Raw genomic sequence first — 17,327 nt, forward strand, 5'->3', positions numbered from 1 at the left:
GGGCTGTTTTGAGTCAATAATCTGCCAGCTCGGGCAATCCGAGCTGGCGCGTTTCCTGCAGGTCCCCCAGATATCGTCATAAAACGTGTGTTTTTCGGCGTTGCCAGAAGAACCATGAGCGGCGTTGAAGGTTTTATCTCGACGGCCTGCAGAGCCCATAAAAGCTTGGCTGAGCCCTGTGACAAACAATAGGGGACACGATGAAGGCAGTTATTCTGGCGGGCGGCCTTGGCACGCGCATCAGCGAGGAGTCGCACCTCAAGCCCAAGCCGATGATCGAGATCGGCGGCAAGCCAATTCTCTGGCACATCATGAAGCAATATTCTGCCCACGGAATTCACGACTTCGTGATCTGCCTTGGCTACAAGGGTTACGCGATCAAGGACTTTTTCGCCAACTATTTCCTGCACACCTCCGACGTCACCTTCGACATGTGCAACAACCGCATGGACGTTCATCAGAACTACAGTGAACCCTGGCGGGTGACACTCATCGACACCGGCGAAGAGACCATGACCGGTGGTCGTCTACGTAGGGCCAGTCGTTATCTGGAAAACGAAGAGGCGTTCTGCTTCACCTATGGTGACGGTGTTTCCGATCTGAATATCGGTGCACTGGTGGACTTCCACCTTTCCCACGGCAAATTGGCCACCGTCACGGCGGTACAGCCGCCCGGTCGCTATGGTGCTTTGGAGCGCGACGGCAATCTGGTCCGCGGGTTCACCGAAAAACCCCGTGGCGACGGTGGCTGGATCAATGGCGGCTTCTTTGTGTTGTCGCCCAAAGTACTGTCCCTGATTACCAGCGATGAGACGGTCTGGGAATCCGAACCGTTGACCGGTTTGGCCGAACGCGGGCAGTTGACAGCGTTCCAGCACGATGGCTTCTGGCACCCAATGGACACCCTACGCGACAAAAACTACCTTGAAAATCTGTGGCAAAGCGGGGAGGCCCCATGGAAGCAATGGGACTGAGCCCTGAGTTCTGGCACGGCAAGCGGGTACTGCTGACCGGCCATACCGGTTTCAAAGGCAGTTGGCTGGCGCTCTGGTTGAAGAGCCTCGGCGCTCACGTTACCGGCTTCGCTCTGGAGCCATCCACTGAGCCGAGCTTGTATGCGTTGGCCCGCGTCGGCGACAGCATCAATGATCAACGTGGTGACCTGCGCGACCTTGGCGCGTTGCTGGAAATACTGACTGACGTCGAGCCGGAAATCGTTCTGCACCTGGCCGCTCAACCGCTGGTGCGCGAAGGCTATCGTGATCCGTTGGGCACCTATTCCAGCAACGTCATGGGCACTCTCAACCTGCTCGAAGCGATTCGTCAGGTAGGGTGTGTGCATGCCTGTGTGTTGGTCACTACCGACAAGGTCTACGCCAACCAGGAATGGTTGTGGCCCTATCGCGAAAACGAACCGCTCGGCGGCCACGACCCTTACAGCAGCAGCAAGGCGTGCTGCGAGTTGCTGGCGCAATCCTATGCCGCGTCCTTCTTTGCTGCTGATCGCTACGCAGAGCACGGTTTGGCGTTGGCCACGGCGCGGGCCGGTAATGTCCTCGGTGGCGGTGACTTTGCCCCGGAACGTTTGATTCCCGACGTGCTCAGAGCATGGTCAGCAGGTGAACCGGTAACTTTGCGTTATCCCCAGGCCGTCAGGCCTTGGCAGCATGCATTGGAACCCTTGGCGGGCTACCTGCAACTGGCTGCGGCGCTGTATGAACACGGACCTGATTTTGCCGGGGCGTGGAATTTTGGCCCTGGCGAAAGCGACATGTGCAGCGTCGGCGATGTAGTTGAGCTGCTTGCCCAACGTTGGCCACAAGCACCAGGGCTGCGCATCGAACCCAGCGATTTGCATGAGGCGGGCCTGCTGCGTCTGGACAGCAGTCGTGCTCGTCAGTTGCTGAAGTGGCAGCCGCGATGGTCATTGCAGCAGTGTCTGGAGCAGACGCTGGATTGGCACCTGGCCTGGAAGAATGGCGAGGACATGCGTGAAGTAACGCTCGCTCAGCTGAACCTGTATCGGGGGCAGTTGTGAGCGAGTTTTTGTTGACCCCATTGCCGTTGGCTGGTTTGTTCAGCGTGCAGCACAAGCACCATGCCGATCAACGCGGGCAGTTTTCCCGGTTGTTCTGCGAAGGCAGCCTGAGTGCCTTCGGCCAGCCGTTTCATATTCGCCAGATCAATCATTCCTGCACCCGCGAGCGGGGCAGTGTGCGCGGCCTGCACTATCAGAAAGCCGAGCAACCGGAAGCCAAGTTGATTACGTGTCTGCGCGGTGAGGTCTGGGATGTGGCGGTGGATCTGCGCCCTGACTCCGAGACGTTTCTGCACTGGCATGCTGAGCACCTATGCGCCGCGGATGGCCGCAGTTTGTTGATCCCGGCGGGCTTTGCCCATGGCTTTCAGACCCTGACCGACGATGCTGAATTGCTTTATCTGCACAGTGCAGACTATGCCCCGGAACATGAGGGCGGTCTTTCAGCGCAAGACCCGCAGTTGGCGATAGCTTGGCCGTTGCTTGTCAAAAATCTGTCAGTACGGGATGCCTCGCATCCCTTGCTCGATCCTCAGTTCGCTGGAGTGCGTCTATGAACTGCCGAGGTTGCGGCACCCCATTGACCTTGTCTCTGATTGATCTCGGCACGTCGCCGCCCTCCAACGCCTACTTGCGTGCCGAACAGCTTGAACTGTCAGAGCAATGGGTGCCGTTGAAGGTGCAGGTGTGTCAGGAGTGCTGGCTGGTCCAGACCGAGGACTACACCAGTGCCGCCAGCCTGTTCGATGACGATTATGCCTACTTCAGTTCCTATTCCAGCACCTGGCTGGCCCATGCCGAGCGCTATGTGGCGGAGATGGTCGAGCGCTTTGGCCTGACGACTGACAGTCGGGTGGTGGAAATCGCCGCCAACGATGGCTATCTGCTGCAATACGTGGCCAAACGCGGCATCGCCTGCCTCGGCGTCGAGCCGACCCGCAGCACGGCTAAGGCTGCGCGGGAAAAGGGCCTGGAGATTCGCGAGCTGTTCTTCGGTCGAGAAACCGCTTTGCAATTGCTTGAAGAAGGCTGGGCGGCGGACCTGATGGCGGCCAACAATGTGTTGGCGCATGTCCCGGACATCAATGACTTTCTAATCGGCTTCGCTACGTTATTGAAGCCCACCGGTGTCGCGACCTTCGAGTTTCCGCACCTGCTTACGCTGATGGCAGGTGCCCAGTTCGACACGCTCTATCATGAGCATTATTCCTACCTGTCGCTGACCGCCGTGCAGCGGTTGTGCGAACGCAATGGCCTGGAAGTCTTCGATGTCAGCGAACTCCCGACCCATGGCGGTTCGCTGCGAGTCTTCGTTCAGCGTGCCGACGGTGTCCGCCCGCTGCAACCGGCGGTACAGCGTCTGCTGGGTATTGAGCTGGCCGCCGGGGTGAAAAACCCCGGGTTCTACGCCACCCTGGCCCCCGCCGCCGAACGCATCAAACACGAACTGCTGCGCTTCCTGTTGCAGGCCAAAGCGGAAGGCAAACGCGTGGTCGGCTACGGCGCAGCCGCCAAAGGCAACACCTTGCTCAACTATGCCGGGGTCAAACCTGATCTGCTGGCCTGGGTGGCGGATGCCAACCCGCACAAGCAGGGCAAGTTCTTGCCGGGCAGTCGCATCCCTGTGGTCTCTCCCGATCATATCGAGAAAGAAAAACCGGATTACGTACTGGTGTTGCCATGGAATCTGCTGGATGAAATCACCCAGCAGTACGCCTGCGTGAGCGCGTGGGGCGGTCGTTTTGTCGTTGCGGTTCCAGAGTTGAGCTACCGATGAGCAGAATTCATTACACCAAACCCAGCGTGGGTGAGCTTGAAGCGTCCTATGTACTGGATGCGGTGCAGAACGGTTGGGGCGAGCGCTGCTACGAATACATCACCCGGTTCGAGAAGGCCTTTGCCGAACACATGGGGGTGCCTTACGCGATCGCGACTTCAAGCTGCACCGGTGCCTTGCATATGGGGATGGCCGCACTTGAGATCGGGCCGGGCGATGAAGTGATTCTGGGCAACACCAACTGGATCGCTTCGGCGGCACCGATTACCTACCTTGGCGCCACCCCGGTGTTTGTCGATGTATCGCCGGACAGTTGGTGCCTGGACCCGCAAAAGGTCCGCCAGGCCATCACTCCCCGTACCAAAGCCATTGTCGCGGTGCACCTCTACGGCAATCTGTGTGATATGGACGCGTTACTGGCGATCGGCCGCGAGTTCGGCATTGCAGTGATCGAAGATGCTGCCGAAGCTATCGGTTCCCAGTGGCGCGCCAAGCCTGCCGGTTCGCTAGGGACTTTTGGGGCGTTCTCTTTTCATGGCACCAAGACCCTCACCACGGGCGAAGGCGGTATGTTCGTGACGTCGGACAGGGCCGTGTATGAGCGGGTTCTGACCTTGTCCAATCATGGTCGGGTGAACGGCAGTACGCGTCAGTTCTGGCCAGATTTTATTGGTTTTAAGTACAAGATGAGCAACCTGCAGGCCGCCATCGGCTGTGCTCAGATTGAACGGGTCAATGATCTGATTGAGCGCAAGCGCGCCATATTCGCCAACTACGCCAGTGCTCTGCTGGAGATCCCGGGTATTTCAATGAACCCGCAGCCGGATCATTCACGCAATGGCTATTGGATGCCGACGCTGGTGTTCGAAGACAGCACCGGGATTACTCGTGACACCTTGATCGAGGCTTTCAAAGCAGCCGATATCGACGCGAGAGTGTTCTTCTGGCCGTTGTCGTCGCTGCCGATGTTCCACGCGATGGATGTCGATACACCGGTGGCTTTTTCGCTGTCGGAGCGCGCGATCAATCTGCCGAGTTATCACGATATGACTGACTCGGATCAGCATCGGGTCATTGCAGTGGTTCGCGCTGTCTGCGCAAGCAGGGGGCTGGGGCTGCTGTGAATATTTACTTGTTGGGTGCGGCGAATCCTGAGGCCGTACGCATGATTCGTTCGGTGCAGCGTGCGAACCCGAACGTCGAGTTTTCGTTTCTGGACAATAACCCGGCCAAACAGGGCGGTGCTTTTTTTGGTGTTCCTGTGGTCGGTGGCACTGATCGTGTGGCTGATCTGAAGGGCCCGGACACCCTATTCGTCAACCTGATTACCGGCTCTACCGAGCTTCGCTATGAGACAACCTGCCAGATCGTCGAGGCTGGCGGAACCTTGGGTAACTTTGTGCATCCTGGCATTGATCTGACGATGACCCGAATGGGCGTTGGCTGCTATCTGCAGGAGGGTGTGATCATGCAGGCCGACGTCTCGTTGGGTGACAACACCAGTATCAGTGCAGGAAGCGTGATTGGGCATGAAGGCCGGATTGGTCATTCAGTGTTCATGGCGCCTGGGGTCTGTATCGCTGGCTGTGTCGAGATAGGAGACGGTGCCTTCATCGGCATCAATGCGACCATTTTGCCCCGTTTGCGCATTGGTCGTTGGGTCACTGTCGGCGCTGGGGCGGTCGTCACCCAAGACGTTCCTGACTATGCAGTGGTGGTGGGTAATCCCGCCAGAATCATCAGGTCGAATGCTGTTTCCTATCAGGATGGCCGGGTTTTCAAGTAAAGCCGCCCCTATTTTTTGGAGAGTTTCCTATGAATCCTCATGAACTGTTTCGTGAAGAAGTAAAACAAAATATTGAAGGCCTGGAGCAGGATAAAGAACTTCAAGCCACTTCTCTGGGTTGGGTGGGTACGACGGCAAAACACAAATACACCTACAACTTCAGCTGGATGGGGCGGCCGATCATTCAATTTCCTCAGGACATGATCGCCATGCAGGAAATCATCTGGTCGCAGCGGCCTGATGTGATTATTGAAACCGGAATCGCCCACGGCGGCTCCCTGGTGTTTTATGCATCAATGCTTGAATTGATAGGACACGGTGAAGTGGTGGGTGTTGATATTGATATCCGCCAGCACAACCGTGAGGCGATTGAAGCACACCCGATGAATCATCGAATTCATATGATCCAGGGATCGAGTATCGATCCGGCCATTGTTGAACAAGTTCGGGCACGTATCGCGGGTAAAAAAGTCCTGGTAGTGCTCGACTCCAACCACACCCACGAACATGTTCTCGAGGAATTGCGCCTCTACGCGCCGCTGGTTTCGATCGGTAGCTACTGCGTGGTCATGGACACCGTGGTTGAAGATATGCCGGAAGATGCCTTTCCGGATCGTCCATGGGGCAAAGGTGATAACCCGAAAACTGCGGTCTGGGCTTACCTGAAAGAAAATAGCGACTTCGAGATCGACTCTGCGATCCACAGCAAGTTGCTGATTACCGTCGCACCGGACGGTTATCTGCGTCGAGTTCGTTAAGTAACACTATTATCGTTGGGTTTTTTTTGCGATTCGCCGACTGTGGAGAAAGGTTATGCAAGGCAAGTACGGTTCTGAACACGCGTTACCCCTGAGTGAACTATTGACGGTGGTGGTGATTACCCACAACCGTCCAGCTTTTTTGCGCAGAGCACTGCAGTTCTATAGCACTCTGCCTTGCAAGGTTCTGGTACTGGACTCGTCGACACAGCCATCCCAAGGCGTGGCCGGGAATTTTGCGTCGGTTGACTATCAGTACCTTCCACAGTTCAGCTACTGGGGGATTCAGACCAAACTGGCCTATGGCGTCGAGCAAGTGACCACGCCTTATATGGTGTTCGCTGCGGACGACGACTTCATCGTGCATGAAGCACTCAACAAGTCGGTAGCGTTTCTGGAGGAGAACCAGGACTACGGGATGTGTCATGGTTACTGCCTGATGTACCTGGCTTTGGCCAATAGAGTGAACTACTACCGACGCGACAAAAAAGTCTGTGAAGACTACTCATCCGAGAATGCCCAGGACCGTGTGCTTGATTACATGGGCCAGTATATTCCACCGTTTTATGCCGTTACCCGCACGGCGATAATGCGTGACTGGTATGAGGCGATGCCGGAAGGTACCATTTTCCAATGGCAGGAAATCGGCCATGTGTACTACCTGCTAGCCCGTGCCAAGGCGCGGATCCTGCCGATTCCGTATGTTGTGCGGGAGATCAATTACGGCCGGTCGGACCACAATACTGAGGTGTATACCTCGCTCAGTTATACCGATTCAAAATCAGTGGTTGAGCGCGAAGCTTTTGCTGAGTTTCTGGCATCGCTACCCACCGGTATCAAAGACCTCGACCCTGAGCAGACCAAGCAGTTTGCGCTCGAGAGCTTTGCGGCGATGACCGATAGTTTGCGTAAAGGTAACGCACTGGCGTCGCAGCTGATCATCGAGTCCACATGGATGACTGCGGATGCTGAGCCGGTGCGGCACTTCGGGGCTAGGCAATATGTGGAAATGCCGTTCTACAACCAGGCGTTCTTTGATCAGTTGACTCAGTTCGAGTTTCTGATTCATGCCATGCCGGCTGGCCGTGTGCAGCTTCAGGAACTGGAAGGCGTTTGGACACGGCAGGAAGACTTGCTTCATGCGCGCAACAACGACACGGCCGAGAGCGTTGTTGACCGTTTGTGGCTGGCGCAGGACTGTAATGTTTTTAACCGGCACGTGGTCAAGCGTTTGGTAAAACAACTGGAAGACCTTGATCAGCATGATGAGGCCAGGTCGATGCGCGACTGGGCTCAGCGTCTGGAGTCAGTGTCGCCTTCTGACTACCGGCAAACATTCGACAGCATGCTTTCTGGTCGCCTGCTCAAGTGGCTGGACGCGCGCGGGCCGAATGCTGAAGAGGCCGAGTCTATTGCTGGGTATCTGGCAGCCCATGAGGGTGGTCCGCAGTTCGGTATTCTGTTGCTTGACCTGGATAATAACGTCGACAAACTGCAGGTCACCCTCGACAGTCTGGTAGAGGGAGGCTGCAAGAAATTCAAGATTGTGGTGTTCACCACCGGTGAACCGCAGGCGGCTACCACCGCGCAAAACGTCCTGCACTTCGTCAAGGTCACCGCTGCAAACTACATAGACAAGCTGAATCAAGTGGCTCGCCAATCATCCTGCGACTGGATGCTGCTGGCTGAGGCAGGAGACCAGTTCACCGCCAGCGGTTTGTTGCGCGCCAGCCTCGAACTGCGAGCTGTCCCCGAGTGTCGCGCCGTGGCTGCGGATGAAATTCACCGTCAGCCCAACGGTTCGCTGGTCGATGTATTTCGCCCAGGCTTCAACCTCGACTTGCTGCAAAGCCTGCCGACGCTGATGGCGCGGCACTGGCTGATCCGTCGCGATGTGCTGGTGGAGGCAGGCGGGTACTCGGCTGACTTCAGCAAGGCACTTGAACTCGACTTGCTGCTGCGGGTGATTGAGCAGGGCGGTATGGCCGGGCTGGCGCACCTGGATGAACCCTTGCTGATCTGCCCTGCCCCTGTTCTCGAAGACAATAACCATGAGCGCCTGGCGTTGATCCGGCACCTTGCGACCCGTGGTTACAAGGCGCAAATCAATTCGGCGGTGCCCGGTACCTGGCAGATTGATTATCGCCATACTGAGCGTCCGCTGGTGTCCATCATTGTGCCAAGCCAGGACAACCTCCCGCTGCTGGCGCGTTGCCTGGACAGCGTCCTGCAACGAACACGCTATCTGCGCTACGAAGTGTTGGTCATTGACAACCAGAGTCAATCGTCTGCGGTCGCGACCTGGCTGGACGGTCAGGAGCAAAAAGCCGGTAAGGTGAGGGTACTAAGATCCGAACAGCGCCTCAGCGCGTCAGCGCTGTACAACTCGGCCTGTCAGCAGGCGCAAGGCGAATACCTGATCCTGCTGGCGGCCGACAGCGAAGTGGTCAACCCCAACTGGATCGAGACCTTGCTCAATCAGGCGCAGCGTCCAGAGGTTGGCGTGGTTGGGCCCAAACTGGTCGACCGCGACGGCAGTATCATTCAGGCCGGGCTTATTCTTGGCATGCATGACGCGGTCGGCTCGGCCTCTGTCGGTGAACCTGCCAAAGCCATGGGTTATCTGCATCGTCTAGTCGTCGAGCAAAACTATTCGGCGGTATCCGCTGCGTGCCTGATGGTTAGCAAGGCGCTTTTTGACGAAGTCGGTGGGCTCGACGAAGGGGCTTTCGCCGAGGCTTATAGCGATGTCGATCTGTGCTTGAAAGTGGCCGAGGCTGGCTACCTGATAGTCTGGACAGCGCAGGTGCAAGTCATTTATCCGGGCACCTTACCAGCGTCGTCAGCCGCCCTGGAGGCCCTGCGTGATAAATGGGCCGGACCGTTCCAGCACGATCTGGCTTACAACAAGAACCTCGCCTTGACCGGTAAGGGTTTTACCCTTGGTAGCGCTTGCAGTGTGAACTGGGCGCAGTTGCTTGCTTAAGCCTGGCTCACAGGAAAAAGGACTCACGGCATGTTCAACGGCAAATCAATTTTTATCTCGGGTGGCACCGGTTCGTTCGGTCGCAATTTTATCCGCTGCCTGCTTGAGCACTATCAGCCCAAGCGTGTTGTGGTGTTCTCGCGCGATGAGCTAAAGCAGTACGAGATGCAGCAGATGTTCAACGCGCCGTGTATGCGTTATTTTCTGGGGGATGTGCGCGATGCCGAGCGGCTGCGTCTGGCCATGCGCGGGATCGACTATGTGGTGCATGCGGCGGCCTTGAAACAGGTGCCGGCCGCCGAGTACAACCCGACCGAATGCATCCGCACTAACGTCAATGGTGCGGAAAATATCATTGCCGCGGCCATCGATAACGGGGTGAAAAAGGTCATCGCCTTGTCCACCGACAAGGCGGCCAGCCCGATCAATTTGTACGGCGCAACCAAGCTGCTGTCGGACAAGCTGTTCGTGGCGGCGAATAACATTGCCGGTGACCAGCCGACTCGTTTTGCCGTCGTGCGCTATGGCAACGTGGCGGGGTCTCGAGGCTCGGTGGTGCCGTTTTTCAGTAAACTGATCAGCGAAGGTGCGCGGGAGTTACCCATCACCGACGTGCGCATGACACGCTTCTGGATCACCCTGGATCATGGCGTGCAGTTCGTGATGGACAGTTTTGCGCGTATGCACGGCGGCGAAGTATTTGTGCCGAAGATTCCTTCGATCCGGATTATCGATCTGGCCCTGGGCATGGCGGAGCATCTGCCACACAAAAATGTCGGGATTCGCCCAGGTGAAAAACTTCATGAGTTGATGGTGCCGCTCGACGATGCGCGAATGACCCTGGAGTTCTCTGATCACTACACCATCCAGCCGTCGATCCGCTTTACCAGCGTCGACGTCGACTATGCCGTCAATGGCCTGGGTGAGCGTGGTATCCCGGTCGATGAAACCTTCGAGTACCGCTCCGATACCAATCCTGAGTTTCTGAGCGTGGGTCAGATAGCGGATCTGCACGCTGAGCTGCATTCATGATTCAACACTCGATTCCCTATGGCCGACAGAGCATCGACCAAGCGGATATCGACGCTGTGGTGGAGGCTCTAAAGTCTCCATGGCTGACCCAGGGCCCAACCGTCGAGCGCTTTGAAACGGCGATGGCTGAACGCTGCCAGGCTGATTTTGCGGTCGCGGTGTGCAATGCCACTGCGGCGTTGCATATCGCCTGTCTGGCGGCAGGGCTGGGGCCTGGTGATCGGCTATGGACGACACCCAACACCTTTGTAGCCTCCGCCAACTGTGGACGTTACTGCGGCGCCGACGTGGATTTTGTCGACATCGACCCGCACACCTGGAACCTCGATGCAGGGTTGCTGGCGCAAAAACTCGACGCGGCCGAGGGTGCAGGGCGGCTACCGAAGGTGGTCGTGGCGGTCGCGTTTTCGGGACAGAGTTGCGACATGCGCGAGATGGCCCAGCTGGCTGAGCGCTATCGGTTTACGCTGATCGAAGACGCTTCCCATGCGGTGGGCGCCGCCTACCTTGGACGCCCCGTGGGCTGCGGCGCGTATGCGGCGATGACGATTTTCAGTTTTCACCCGGTGAAGATTATTACCTCGGGTGAAGGGGGGATGGTCCTGACCAACCGGCCAGAGCTTGCCGAGCATTTGCGTCGGTTGCGCAGCCATGGCATTACCAGCGATCCGGCGCAAATGTCGGTGCCCGATCACGGTCTTTGGTACTACCAGCAACTGGAGTTGGGTTTCAATTACCGGATGACCGACCTGCACGCTGCCCTGGGCCTTTCGCAAATGCTCAGGCTCGACGGGTTTATCGCCAGGCGGCGCCACCTTGCCGCCCGTTATGACCGCCTGCTGGCAGACCTTCCGTTGACGTTGCCCGCGATTCAGGTTGGCGCTGAGTCTGCTTGGCATTTGTATGTGGTGCGTGTGCGGTTTGATCGAGTCAAACTTAGCCAGCGCGAACTTTTCGAGGCGCTGAGGGCCGCCGGGATTGGTGTGAATCTGCACTATATTCCTGTGCACCTTCAGCCTTACTACCGCGCGTTGGGGTTCGCTGATGGCGACTATCCAGAGGCCGAGCATTATTTTAGCGAGGCGATCAGTTTGCCGTTGTTCCCGGACCTGACTGACGAGCAACAAGACTATGTGATCGAGCAGTTGCGTAGCCTGATGGGCTAAGCGCTGGTCCGGGATCTGTTGATGAGAGGCCTCGCGGCGTCTTCGACGCTGCGCTGTCGCGCAGCAAACAGGGGATGCGATTTGTGTGTCGTGATCGATGGTGGTGTGTCAGATGAGCCGCCTTCGCGAATAAATTCGCTCCCACCGGGATCTTGATTAGTCTTTGGTTTTTGTGTGAATTGACTGTCGAATTACGGTAAGGCCCCTTTTCCAGGAGGCCGAGCGCAGGCGTTGCGCAGGGGGTAACGAGGCAGGACGCCGAGTTAGCCGCACGGGGCCATGGACGGCCCCTTGCGGCGCCCCCCGGAGCAACGCCGGAGCGAGGGAAATCCGAGCTTAAGCGAGGATCCGTATGGTGGGGAAAAGCGTTTTGGCGGGACCTTTTTGCGGTTCGGCGTCCCGACGTTTGTAAAAGGTTCCTCGCTGTAAAAGCGAAACCATAAGCCCAGCAACCACATATGCCGGATATTCACACGAAGCAAAGCGCCAAATCATTGTTTTTAAAGGATTAAAAATCAGTTTGATGAGAGCTGCCGAAGGCTGCGATAGGCCGGGGTCGCGGGCGACCGGCACGACCTTCAGCGATCTAAAGAAAGCGACCGGTTCCGTCGGACGCGACCCCGGGGCGATCGCAGCCTTCGGCAGCTCCTACAGGGTCAGTGTTTGGCTGAAAAATTTGTGTGATTTATACTTTATTTTTCAATTACTTACAGGCTGTTTGATAAGAGTGACCCATGCGTGAATTAAGTGAGCAAGAACAGTTCTGGCAGGGTGAGTTCGGTGATCACTACGCAGGGCGTAATCAGGGCCAGCCGCTGATCGCTGCCAACCTGGCATTGTTTGCCAAAGCGCTGGCGCGAACCTCGCGGCTGGAGAGCCTGTTGGAGTTGGGCACCAACACCGGGAATAACCTGCAAGCCTTGCATCAGCTATTGCCAGGGTGTGTCCTGCAGGGCGTCGAGATCAATGCCCAGGCTCAGGCCTACGCTCAGGCGCTGGGGGTTGCAGATGTCTGGCATGGCTCCCTGTTCGACTATCCCCATGATCGGACGTACCAGTTGACCCTGAGCAAGGGGGTACTGATTCACCTCGCGCCCGAACTGTTGCCGGCGGCCTACGCTCAACTCTATCAACTGAGCCAGCGCTATATTCTGATGTGCGAATATTACAACCCGGTGCCGGTCGAGGTGTCCTACCGCGGTAATAGCGGTAAGTTGTTCAAACGTGATTTTGCCGGAGAAATGCTGGATCGCTACAGTGATCTGCACCTGCTCGACTATGGGTTCAGCTATCACCGCGATCCGCAGTTCCCGACCGACGATATTAACTGGTTTCTATTGGAAAAGCGCCCGTGACAGCGGTAGCAATCATCCCGGCGCGGGGTGGCAGCAAGCGGATCCCGCGCAAGAATATCAAGCTGTTCAACGGCCAGCCGATGATCGTCTGGTCAATTCGGGCTGCGTTGCGCAGCGGGTTGTTCGATCAGGTTGTGGTCAGCACCGACGATGAGGAAATCGCTACTGTCGCCAGGGCTCACGGTGCGCAAGTGCCCTTCATGCGCCCGGCGCAACTGGCCGATGATTTCACCGGTACGGCGGCGGTGATCAAGCATGGCGTGGCGACGCTGCAGGCGCAGGGGCACTGCTTTGATTACGCCTGCTGTATCTATGCCACGGCGCCCTTGTTGCAAGTGCGCTACCTGCGCGAAGGCTTGGCAATCCTTGAGCAGAACCCGGAAAAATCCTTTGCCTTTTCCGTGTGCGGTTTCGGCTTTGCGGTGCAGCGTGCGCTGAGTCTGAATGAGCAGGGCGCCCTGCAACCGCTGTACCCGGAGTACCGGGAAACCCGATCCCAGGACCTGCCTGTGGCCTATCAAGACGCCGGACAGTTTTATTGGGGGCGAACCGAGGCGTGGTTGCGTGGTGATGTATTGTTTTCGGAGCAGAGTTTGCCGGTGATCTTGCCCCGGCATCTGGTCCAGGATATCGACAGCGAAGAAGACTGGACCCGGGCAGAGTACCTCTACGCGGCGTTGCAGGCGGGTGGAGAGCTGGAGTCATGAGAGTGCTGATCCGCGCGGATGCCTCGCACGCCATTGGCAGCGGTCACGTTGCCAGGTGCTTGACCTTGGCCAAGGTGCTGCGTGATGGCGGGCATGACGTGGCTTTTGCCTGTCGCTTATTGCCCGGGCATTTGCTCGAGCATCTCGCGACTCAAGGATGGCGCGCTTATGGGTTGCCTGCGACGTACGCTGAGCAAGCCAATACTGGGCAAGACATCGAAGCCGCGCTGCCTTGGCAGGCGGACATTGCGGCACTGCAGCGGTTGCTGACGGTAGAGGATGCATTCGACTGGATCATCGTCGATCACTACGGCCTCGATCATCATTGGCAGACCGCCGCCCGACAATGGGCACCACGGATCGCCGCAATCGATGATCTGGCCAACCGCCGTCATGCCGTTGATCTGTTACTCGACCAAAACTTCAGCGGCACGCCGAGCGCTTATGCACCGTGGGTGCGACCCGAGTGCCAAACGTTGTTCGGCCCACGCTTTGCCATGATTCGCGATGAGTTCAAGCGCGACCCGGTGCCGATTCAGGCCCGGGCGCATCGGGTTTTGGTGAATTTCGGCGGCTTCGATGCCGCAGGGGAAACCTGGAAGGCGATGTTGGCGCTGAGTGAACTCGACGGGCTGGAAGTCGACTTTATCGCGGGCACCGGTAACCCCGAGTGGACGCGGATGCAGGCACTGGCCTCAGGACGCTCCACTTGGCGATTGCAAACCCACACGGACCAGTTCGCTGAATTGATGGCGCACGCCGATCTGTTTGTCGGCGCGGGCGGCGGTACCAGTTGGGAGCGTGCAGCCTTGGGACTGCCAACGATCTGTATCGCTGTGGCGGCCAATCAACAGGCCAACGCTGAACGTTTGGCTGAGGTCGGCGCGCACCTGTACCTGGGGCCGCGTGACCAGGTTTCTGTTGAGTCATTGCGTCAATCGATCAGTGTGTTGTTGGCCAACCAGGGTTTGCGCCGGAGTTTTGCCGAGCGCTCTCGCCAGATGGTCGATGGCTGTGGCGCACGTCGTGTGGCAGCGGCCTTGGCCGGTGAGTTTCTGCAATTGCGCCCGGCGACGATGGACGACGCACGTATGCTGTTCGATGGGCGCAACGCTGAAGATGTCCGGCGCTGGTCGGTGGAATCACACGCCATTGATTGGGCCAGTCATCTGATCTGGTTGGCTGCCACCCTCGTAAATGACCAACGCCTGCTGTTGGTTGCAGAAACAGTCGACGGCCCGGTGGGCGTGCTGCGCTATGACAGGGTGGATACACGGGCCGACGTATCGATTTACCTGTTCGAAGGGCGGTTCGGTCTGGGCTGGGGCAGGGCGCTACTGGCCGGAGGGGAGCGATTCATCAAGGGTTACTGGCCGCAACTAAGAGTGATCGATGCGCAGGTGCTGCCGGCCAATCAGGCGTCGATCAACCTGTTTCGCGATGCGGGCTACCAGCAGAGCGCCTGTCGCTTCGAGCGCTTATTAAAGGATCATGCAGATGACTAGTTTCAAGATAGGCTCGCGCTCGATTGGTGCTGATGCAGCGCCGTTCATCATCGCGGAGATGAGCGGCAACCATAACCAGTCATTGGAGGTCGCTCTGCAGATAGTCGAGGCGGCGGCCAAGGCCGGTGCTCATGCCTTGAAGCTGCAAACCTACACCGCCGACACCATGACCCTGGACCTTGAGCATGGCGAGTTTTTTATCAAGGACCCCAATAGCCTATGGGCCGGTTCGTCGCTCTACGCGTTGTACGAGAAAGCGCATACACCCTGGGCGTGGCACGCGCCGATTTTCGCCCGGGCCAAAGAGCTGGGGATGCTGGCGTTCTCCACGCCATTCGATGACACCTCGGTGGATTTTCTTGAAAGCCTGGACGTGCCGGCTTATAAGATCGCCAGTTTCGAAAATACCGACTTGCCGTTGATTCGCCGGGTAGCGTCGACGGGTAAACCGTTGATTATCTCCACCGGCATGGCCAGCATTGCCGAGCTGGACGAGACGGTCCGCGTTGCCCGTGCCGCCGGGTGCAAGGACCTGGTATTGCTCAAGTGCACCAGCACTTATCCGGCCTCGCCAGCAAACAGTCACTTGCGCACCCTCCCGCATTTACGCGAGTTATTCGGTTGCGAGGTGGGATTGTCTGATCACTCCATGGGTGTCGGTGTTTCGGTGGCGGCCGTGGCGCTCGGGGCAACGGTGATCGAAAAACACTTCACCCTGGACCGTGCCGCTGGCGGGGTCGATGCGAGCTTTTCCCTGAATCCAGCGGAAATGGCCAGCCTGGTTATTGAAACCGAGCGCGCCTGGCAGGCCATGGGCCAGGTCCGTTATGGCGCCACTGAGGCAGAGCTCACGTCACTGGTCTATCGCCGATCGCTGTATGTGACTCAGGATATGGTCGTCGGTGAGGTGTTCAGCAACGACAACCTGAGAGCGATTCGTCCCGGCTTGGGATTGGCCCCTAAACACCACGATGCAGTCATCGGGCGACGCGCCCGACAGGCCTTGAAACGTGGTACACCCCTGGACTGGTCGTTGGTCGAATAACAGCTTCTCTGGCTGATTCGGCAAAATAGAGTGACCTGCGAGTCATAACGCGCATCTTCACTGTATTGTATTGACACGGAATGATGGCGCTTGGCTCTTTATTGGCCCGGCGATTGCCATTTATTTTCCGGGCTGCCGCTCCTTGTGGACGACAGAAGATTTCTATTTTGCCGGCGCCCTCGATTGCTGCGAGCGGTGATATTTAGCTGTTTATGATTGGGAAGCCATAATGATTGGCATAAAAAGCATAGCGAGTTACGTGCCGGTAGCCGGCGTCGATAACTACGCCCAAGGTGCCAAATTCGACAAGGATGAAGAGTTCATCCTGGGCAAGATCGGTTCAGCCTTCCTGCCGCGCAAAGACGCCGAACAGGAAACATCGGACCTGTGCGTCGAGGCCGTCAATGCCTTGTTTGCAAAGAATCCTGACCTCAAGCGCGAATCCATTGACGTGCTGATCCTCGTCACCCAGAACGGTGACGAAGAGGCCTTGCCCCATACCTCTGCCATCGTTCAGGACAAACTCGGCCTGTCGACCCATGTGGCCGCGTTCGATATCTCCCTCGGTTGCTCGGGTTACGTCTATGGCCTCTATGCGCTCAAGGGCTTCATGGAAGCTACAGGGCTGAAGAATGGGCTGCTGGTGACCTGCGACCCGTACTCGAAAATTGTCGACCCCGAAGATCGTAATACCACCATGCTGTTTGGCGATGCTGCGACGGCCACGTGGATGGGCGAAGGGGCTGCCTGGCAACTGGGCAAGGCCAAGTTCGGCACCGACGGTTCCGGCGCACCGCACCTGAAAGTCAGTAACGGCGTGTTCTTCATGAATGGCCGACAGGTCTTCAACTTCGCCCTGCTCAAAGTGCCTGCGCACCTGCACGAGTTGCTGGATGAGTCTGGCTTGCAATCGGCCGATATCGACGCCTTTTGCATTCACCAGGGCAGCGCGGCGATTGTCGACGCGGTGGCCCGACGTTTTGAAGGCGATCCGGAGAAGTTTCTCAAGGACATGCTGGAAACCGGTAATACCGTTTCTTCGAGCATTCCTTTGCTGCTGGAAAAACACGTGCTCGACAGTACATGGAAACGGGTCGCGATAAGCGGCTTTGGTGTCGGCTTATCCTGGGGCTCGGCGATCATTCATCGGCCGTGACGGCATAAAGCATCTA

Annotated in this window: 15 protein-coding genes; all 15 read left to right on the forward strand. The window is 57.6% G+C overall.

All coding sequences use genetic code 11. The features are described 5' to 3' along the window. Positions 1 to 200 precede the first annotated feature (200 nt). The 15 genes from rfbF (at position 201) to AC1ME2_RS22540 (ending at position 17,311) form a co-directional block, all read left to right on the forward strand. A complete protein-coding gene (rfbF, locus tag AC1ME2_RS22470) occupies positions 201 to 974 on the forward strand; it encodes a glucose-1-phosphate cytidylyltransferase (RefSeq protein WP_480436883.1) in 774 nt (257 codons plus the stop codon). Further along, on the forward strand, positions 956 to 2,038 hold the full coding sequence (rfbG, locus tag AC1ME2_RS22475; RefSeq protein WP_480436886.1) for a CDP-glucose 4,6-dehydratase: 1,083 nt from the start codon (positions 956 to 958) through the stop codon (positions 2,036 to 2,038). Before rfbF ends, rfbG begins: the two co-directional genes overlap by 19 nt. After that, entirely contained in the window at positions 2,035 to 2,595 is a 561-nt protein-coding gene (locus AC1ME2_RS22480; protein WP_480436888.1) for a dTDP-4-dehydrorhamnose 3,5-epimerase family protein, read from the forward strand. The genes rfbG and AC1ME2_RS22480 overlap by 4 nt, the downstream gene beginning before the upstream one ends. Beyond that, complete coding sequence (locus tag AC1ME2_RS22485) at positions 2,592 to 3,815, forward strand: methyltransferase domain-containing protein (protein ID WP_480436890.1); 1,224 nt, start codon at positions 2,592 to 2,594, stop codon at positions 3,813 to 3,815. The genes AC1ME2_RS22480 and AC1ME2_RS22485 overlap by 4 nt, the downstream gene beginning before the upstream one ends. Continuing rightward, entirely contained in the window at positions 3,812 to 4,939 is a 1,128-nt protein-coding gene (locus AC1ME2_RS22490; RefSeq protein ID WP_480436893.1) for a DegT/DnrJ/EryC1/StrS family aminotransferase, read from the forward strand. Before AC1ME2_RS22485 ends, AC1ME2_RS22490 begins: the two co-directional genes overlap by 4 nt. Further along, the gene (locus tag AC1ME2_RS22495; protein WP_480436896.1) at positions 4,936 to 5,601 is read left to right on the forward strand and encodes an acetyltransferase; all 666 of its coding nucleotides are present in this window, start codon (positions 4,936 to 4,938) and stop codon (positions 5,599 to 5,601) included. The genes AC1ME2_RS22490 and AC1ME2_RS22495 overlap by 4 nt, the downstream gene beginning before the upstream one ends. Positions 5,602 to 5,630: 29 nt before the next feature. Next, positions 5,631 to 6,359 carry a cephalosporin hydroxylase family protein gene (locus AC1ME2_RS22500; RefSeq protein WP_480436899.1) on the forward strand — a complete coding sequence of 243 codons (729 nt, stop codon included), beginning with the start codon at positions 5,631 to 5,633 and terminating at the stop codon, positions 6,357 to 6,359. Positions 6,360 to 6,414: 55 nt separating this feature from the next. Continuing rightward, the gene (locus tag AC1ME2_RS22505) at positions 6,415 to 9,345 is read left to right on the forward strand and encodes a TIGR00180 family glycosyltransferase (protein WP_480436900.1); all 2,931 of its coding nucleotides are present in this window, start codon (positions 6,415 to 6,417) and stop codon (positions 9,343 to 9,345) included. A 30-nt stretch (positions 9,346 to 9,375) separates the two neighbouring features. Further along, positions 9,376 to 10,377: a UDP-N-acetylglucosamine 4,6-dehydratase (inverting) gene (gene pseB / locus AC1ME2_RS22510; RefSeq protein ID WP_480436902.1), complete on the forward strand. Its 1,002-nt coding sequence runs from the start codon at positions 9,376 to 9,378 to the stop codon at positions 10,375 to 10,377. Further along, positions 10,374 to 11,543: a UDP-4-amino-4,6-dideoxy-N-acetyl-beta-L-altrosamine transaminase gene (gene pseC, locus AC1ME2_RS22515; RefSeq protein ID WP_480436904.1), complete on the forward strand. Its 1,170-nt coding sequence runs from the start codon at positions 10,374 to 10,376 to the stop codon at positions 11,541 to 11,543. The genes pseB and pseC overlap by 4 nt, the downstream gene beginning before the upstream one ends. 734 nt (positions 11,544 to 12,277) lie before the next feature. Continuing rightward, positions 12,278 to 12,898, forward strand: a complete 621-nt coding sequence (locus AC1ME2_RS22520) for a pseudaminic acid biosynthesis-associated methylase (protein WP_480436906.1) — start codon at positions 12,278 to 12,280, stop codon at positions 12,896 to 12,898. After that, positions 12,895 to 13,605: a pseudaminic acid cytidylyltransferase gene (pseF, locus tag AC1ME2_RS22525; protein WP_480436908.1), complete on the forward strand. Its 711-nt coding sequence runs from the start codon at positions 12,895 to 12,897 to the stop codon at positions 13,603 to 13,605. The genes AC1ME2_RS22520 and pseF overlap by 4 nt, the downstream gene beginning before the upstream one ends. Continuing rightward, entirely contained in the window at positions 13,602 to 15,110 is a 1,509-nt protein-coding gene (gene pseG, locus AC1ME2_RS22530; RefSeq protein ID WP_480436909.1) for a UDP-2,4-diacetamido-2,4,6-trideoxy-beta-L-altropyranose hydrolase, read from the forward strand. Before pseF ends, pseG begins: the two co-directional genes overlap by 4 nt. Further along, complete coding sequence (pseI, locus tag AC1ME2_RS22535) at positions 15,103 to 16,155, forward strand: pseudaminic acid synthase (RefSeq protein ID WP_480436912.1); 1,053 nt, start codon at positions 15,103 to 15,105, stop codon at positions 16,153 to 16,155. The genes pseG and pseI overlap by 8 nt, the downstream gene beginning before the upstream one ends. Positions 16,156 to 16,384: 229 nt before the next feature. Beyond that, positions 16,385 to 17,311 carry a ketoacyl-ACP synthase III gene (locus tag AC1ME2_RS22540; RefSeq protein ID WP_480436913.1) on the forward strand — a complete coding sequence of 309 codons (927 nt, stop codon included), beginning with the start codon at positions 16,385 to 16,387 and terminating at the stop codon, positions 17,309 to 17,311. The last annotated feature ends 16 nt before the right edge of the window (positions 17,312 to 17,327 follow it).

Source organism: Pseudomonas sp. ASL9, assembly GCF_056680335.1.

Bases quoted from the DNA above. Each gene is read 5' to 3' on its own strand.
- rfbF (WP_480436883.1), top strand. From the start codon at position 201: ATGAAGGCAGTTATTCTGGCGGGCGGCCTTGGCACGCGCATCAGCGAG.
- rfbG (WP_480436886.1), top strand. From the start codon at position 956: ATGGAAGCAATGGGACTGAGCCCTGAGTTCTGGCACGGCAAGCGGGTA.
- AC1ME2_RS22485 (WP_480436890.1), top strand. From the start codon at position 2,592: ATGAACTGCCGAGGTTGCGGCACCCCATTGACCTTGTCTCTGATTGAT.
- AC1ME2_RS22490 (WP_480436893.1), top strand. From the start codon at position 3,812: ATGAGCAGAATTCATTACACCAAACCCAGCGTGGGTGAGCTTGAAGCG.
- AC1ME2_RS22500 (WP_480436899.1), top strand. From the start codon at position 5,631: ATGAATCCTCATGAACTGTTTCGTGAAGAAGTAAAACAAAATATTGAA.
- AC1ME2_RS22505 (WP_480436900.1), top strand. From the start codon at position 6,415: ATGCAAGGCAAGTACGGTTCTGAACACGCGTTACCCCTGAGTGAACTA.
- pseB (WP_480436902.1), top strand. From the start codon at position 9,376: ATGTTCAACGGCAAATCAATTTTTATCTCGGGTGGCACCGGTTCGTTC.
- pseC (WP_480436904.1), top strand. From the start codon at position 10,374: ATGATTCAACACTCGATTCCCTATGGCCGACAGAGCATCGACCAAGCG.
- AC1ME2_RS22520 (WP_480436906.1), top strand. From the start codon at position 12,278: ATGCGTGAATTAAGTGAGCAAGAACAGTTCTGGCAGGGTGAGTTCGGT.
- pseG (WP_480436909.1), top strand. From the start codon at position 13,602: ATGAGAGTGCTGATCCGCGCGGATGCCTCGCACGCCATTGGCAGCGGT.
- pseI (WP_480436912.1), top strand. From the start codon at position 15,103: ATGACTAGTTTCAAGATAGGCTCGCGCTCGATTGGTGCTGATGCAGCG.
- AC1ME2_RS22540 (WP_480436913.1), top strand. From the start codon at position 16,385: ATGATTGGCATAAAAAGCATAGCGAGTTACGTGCCGGTAGCCGGCGTC.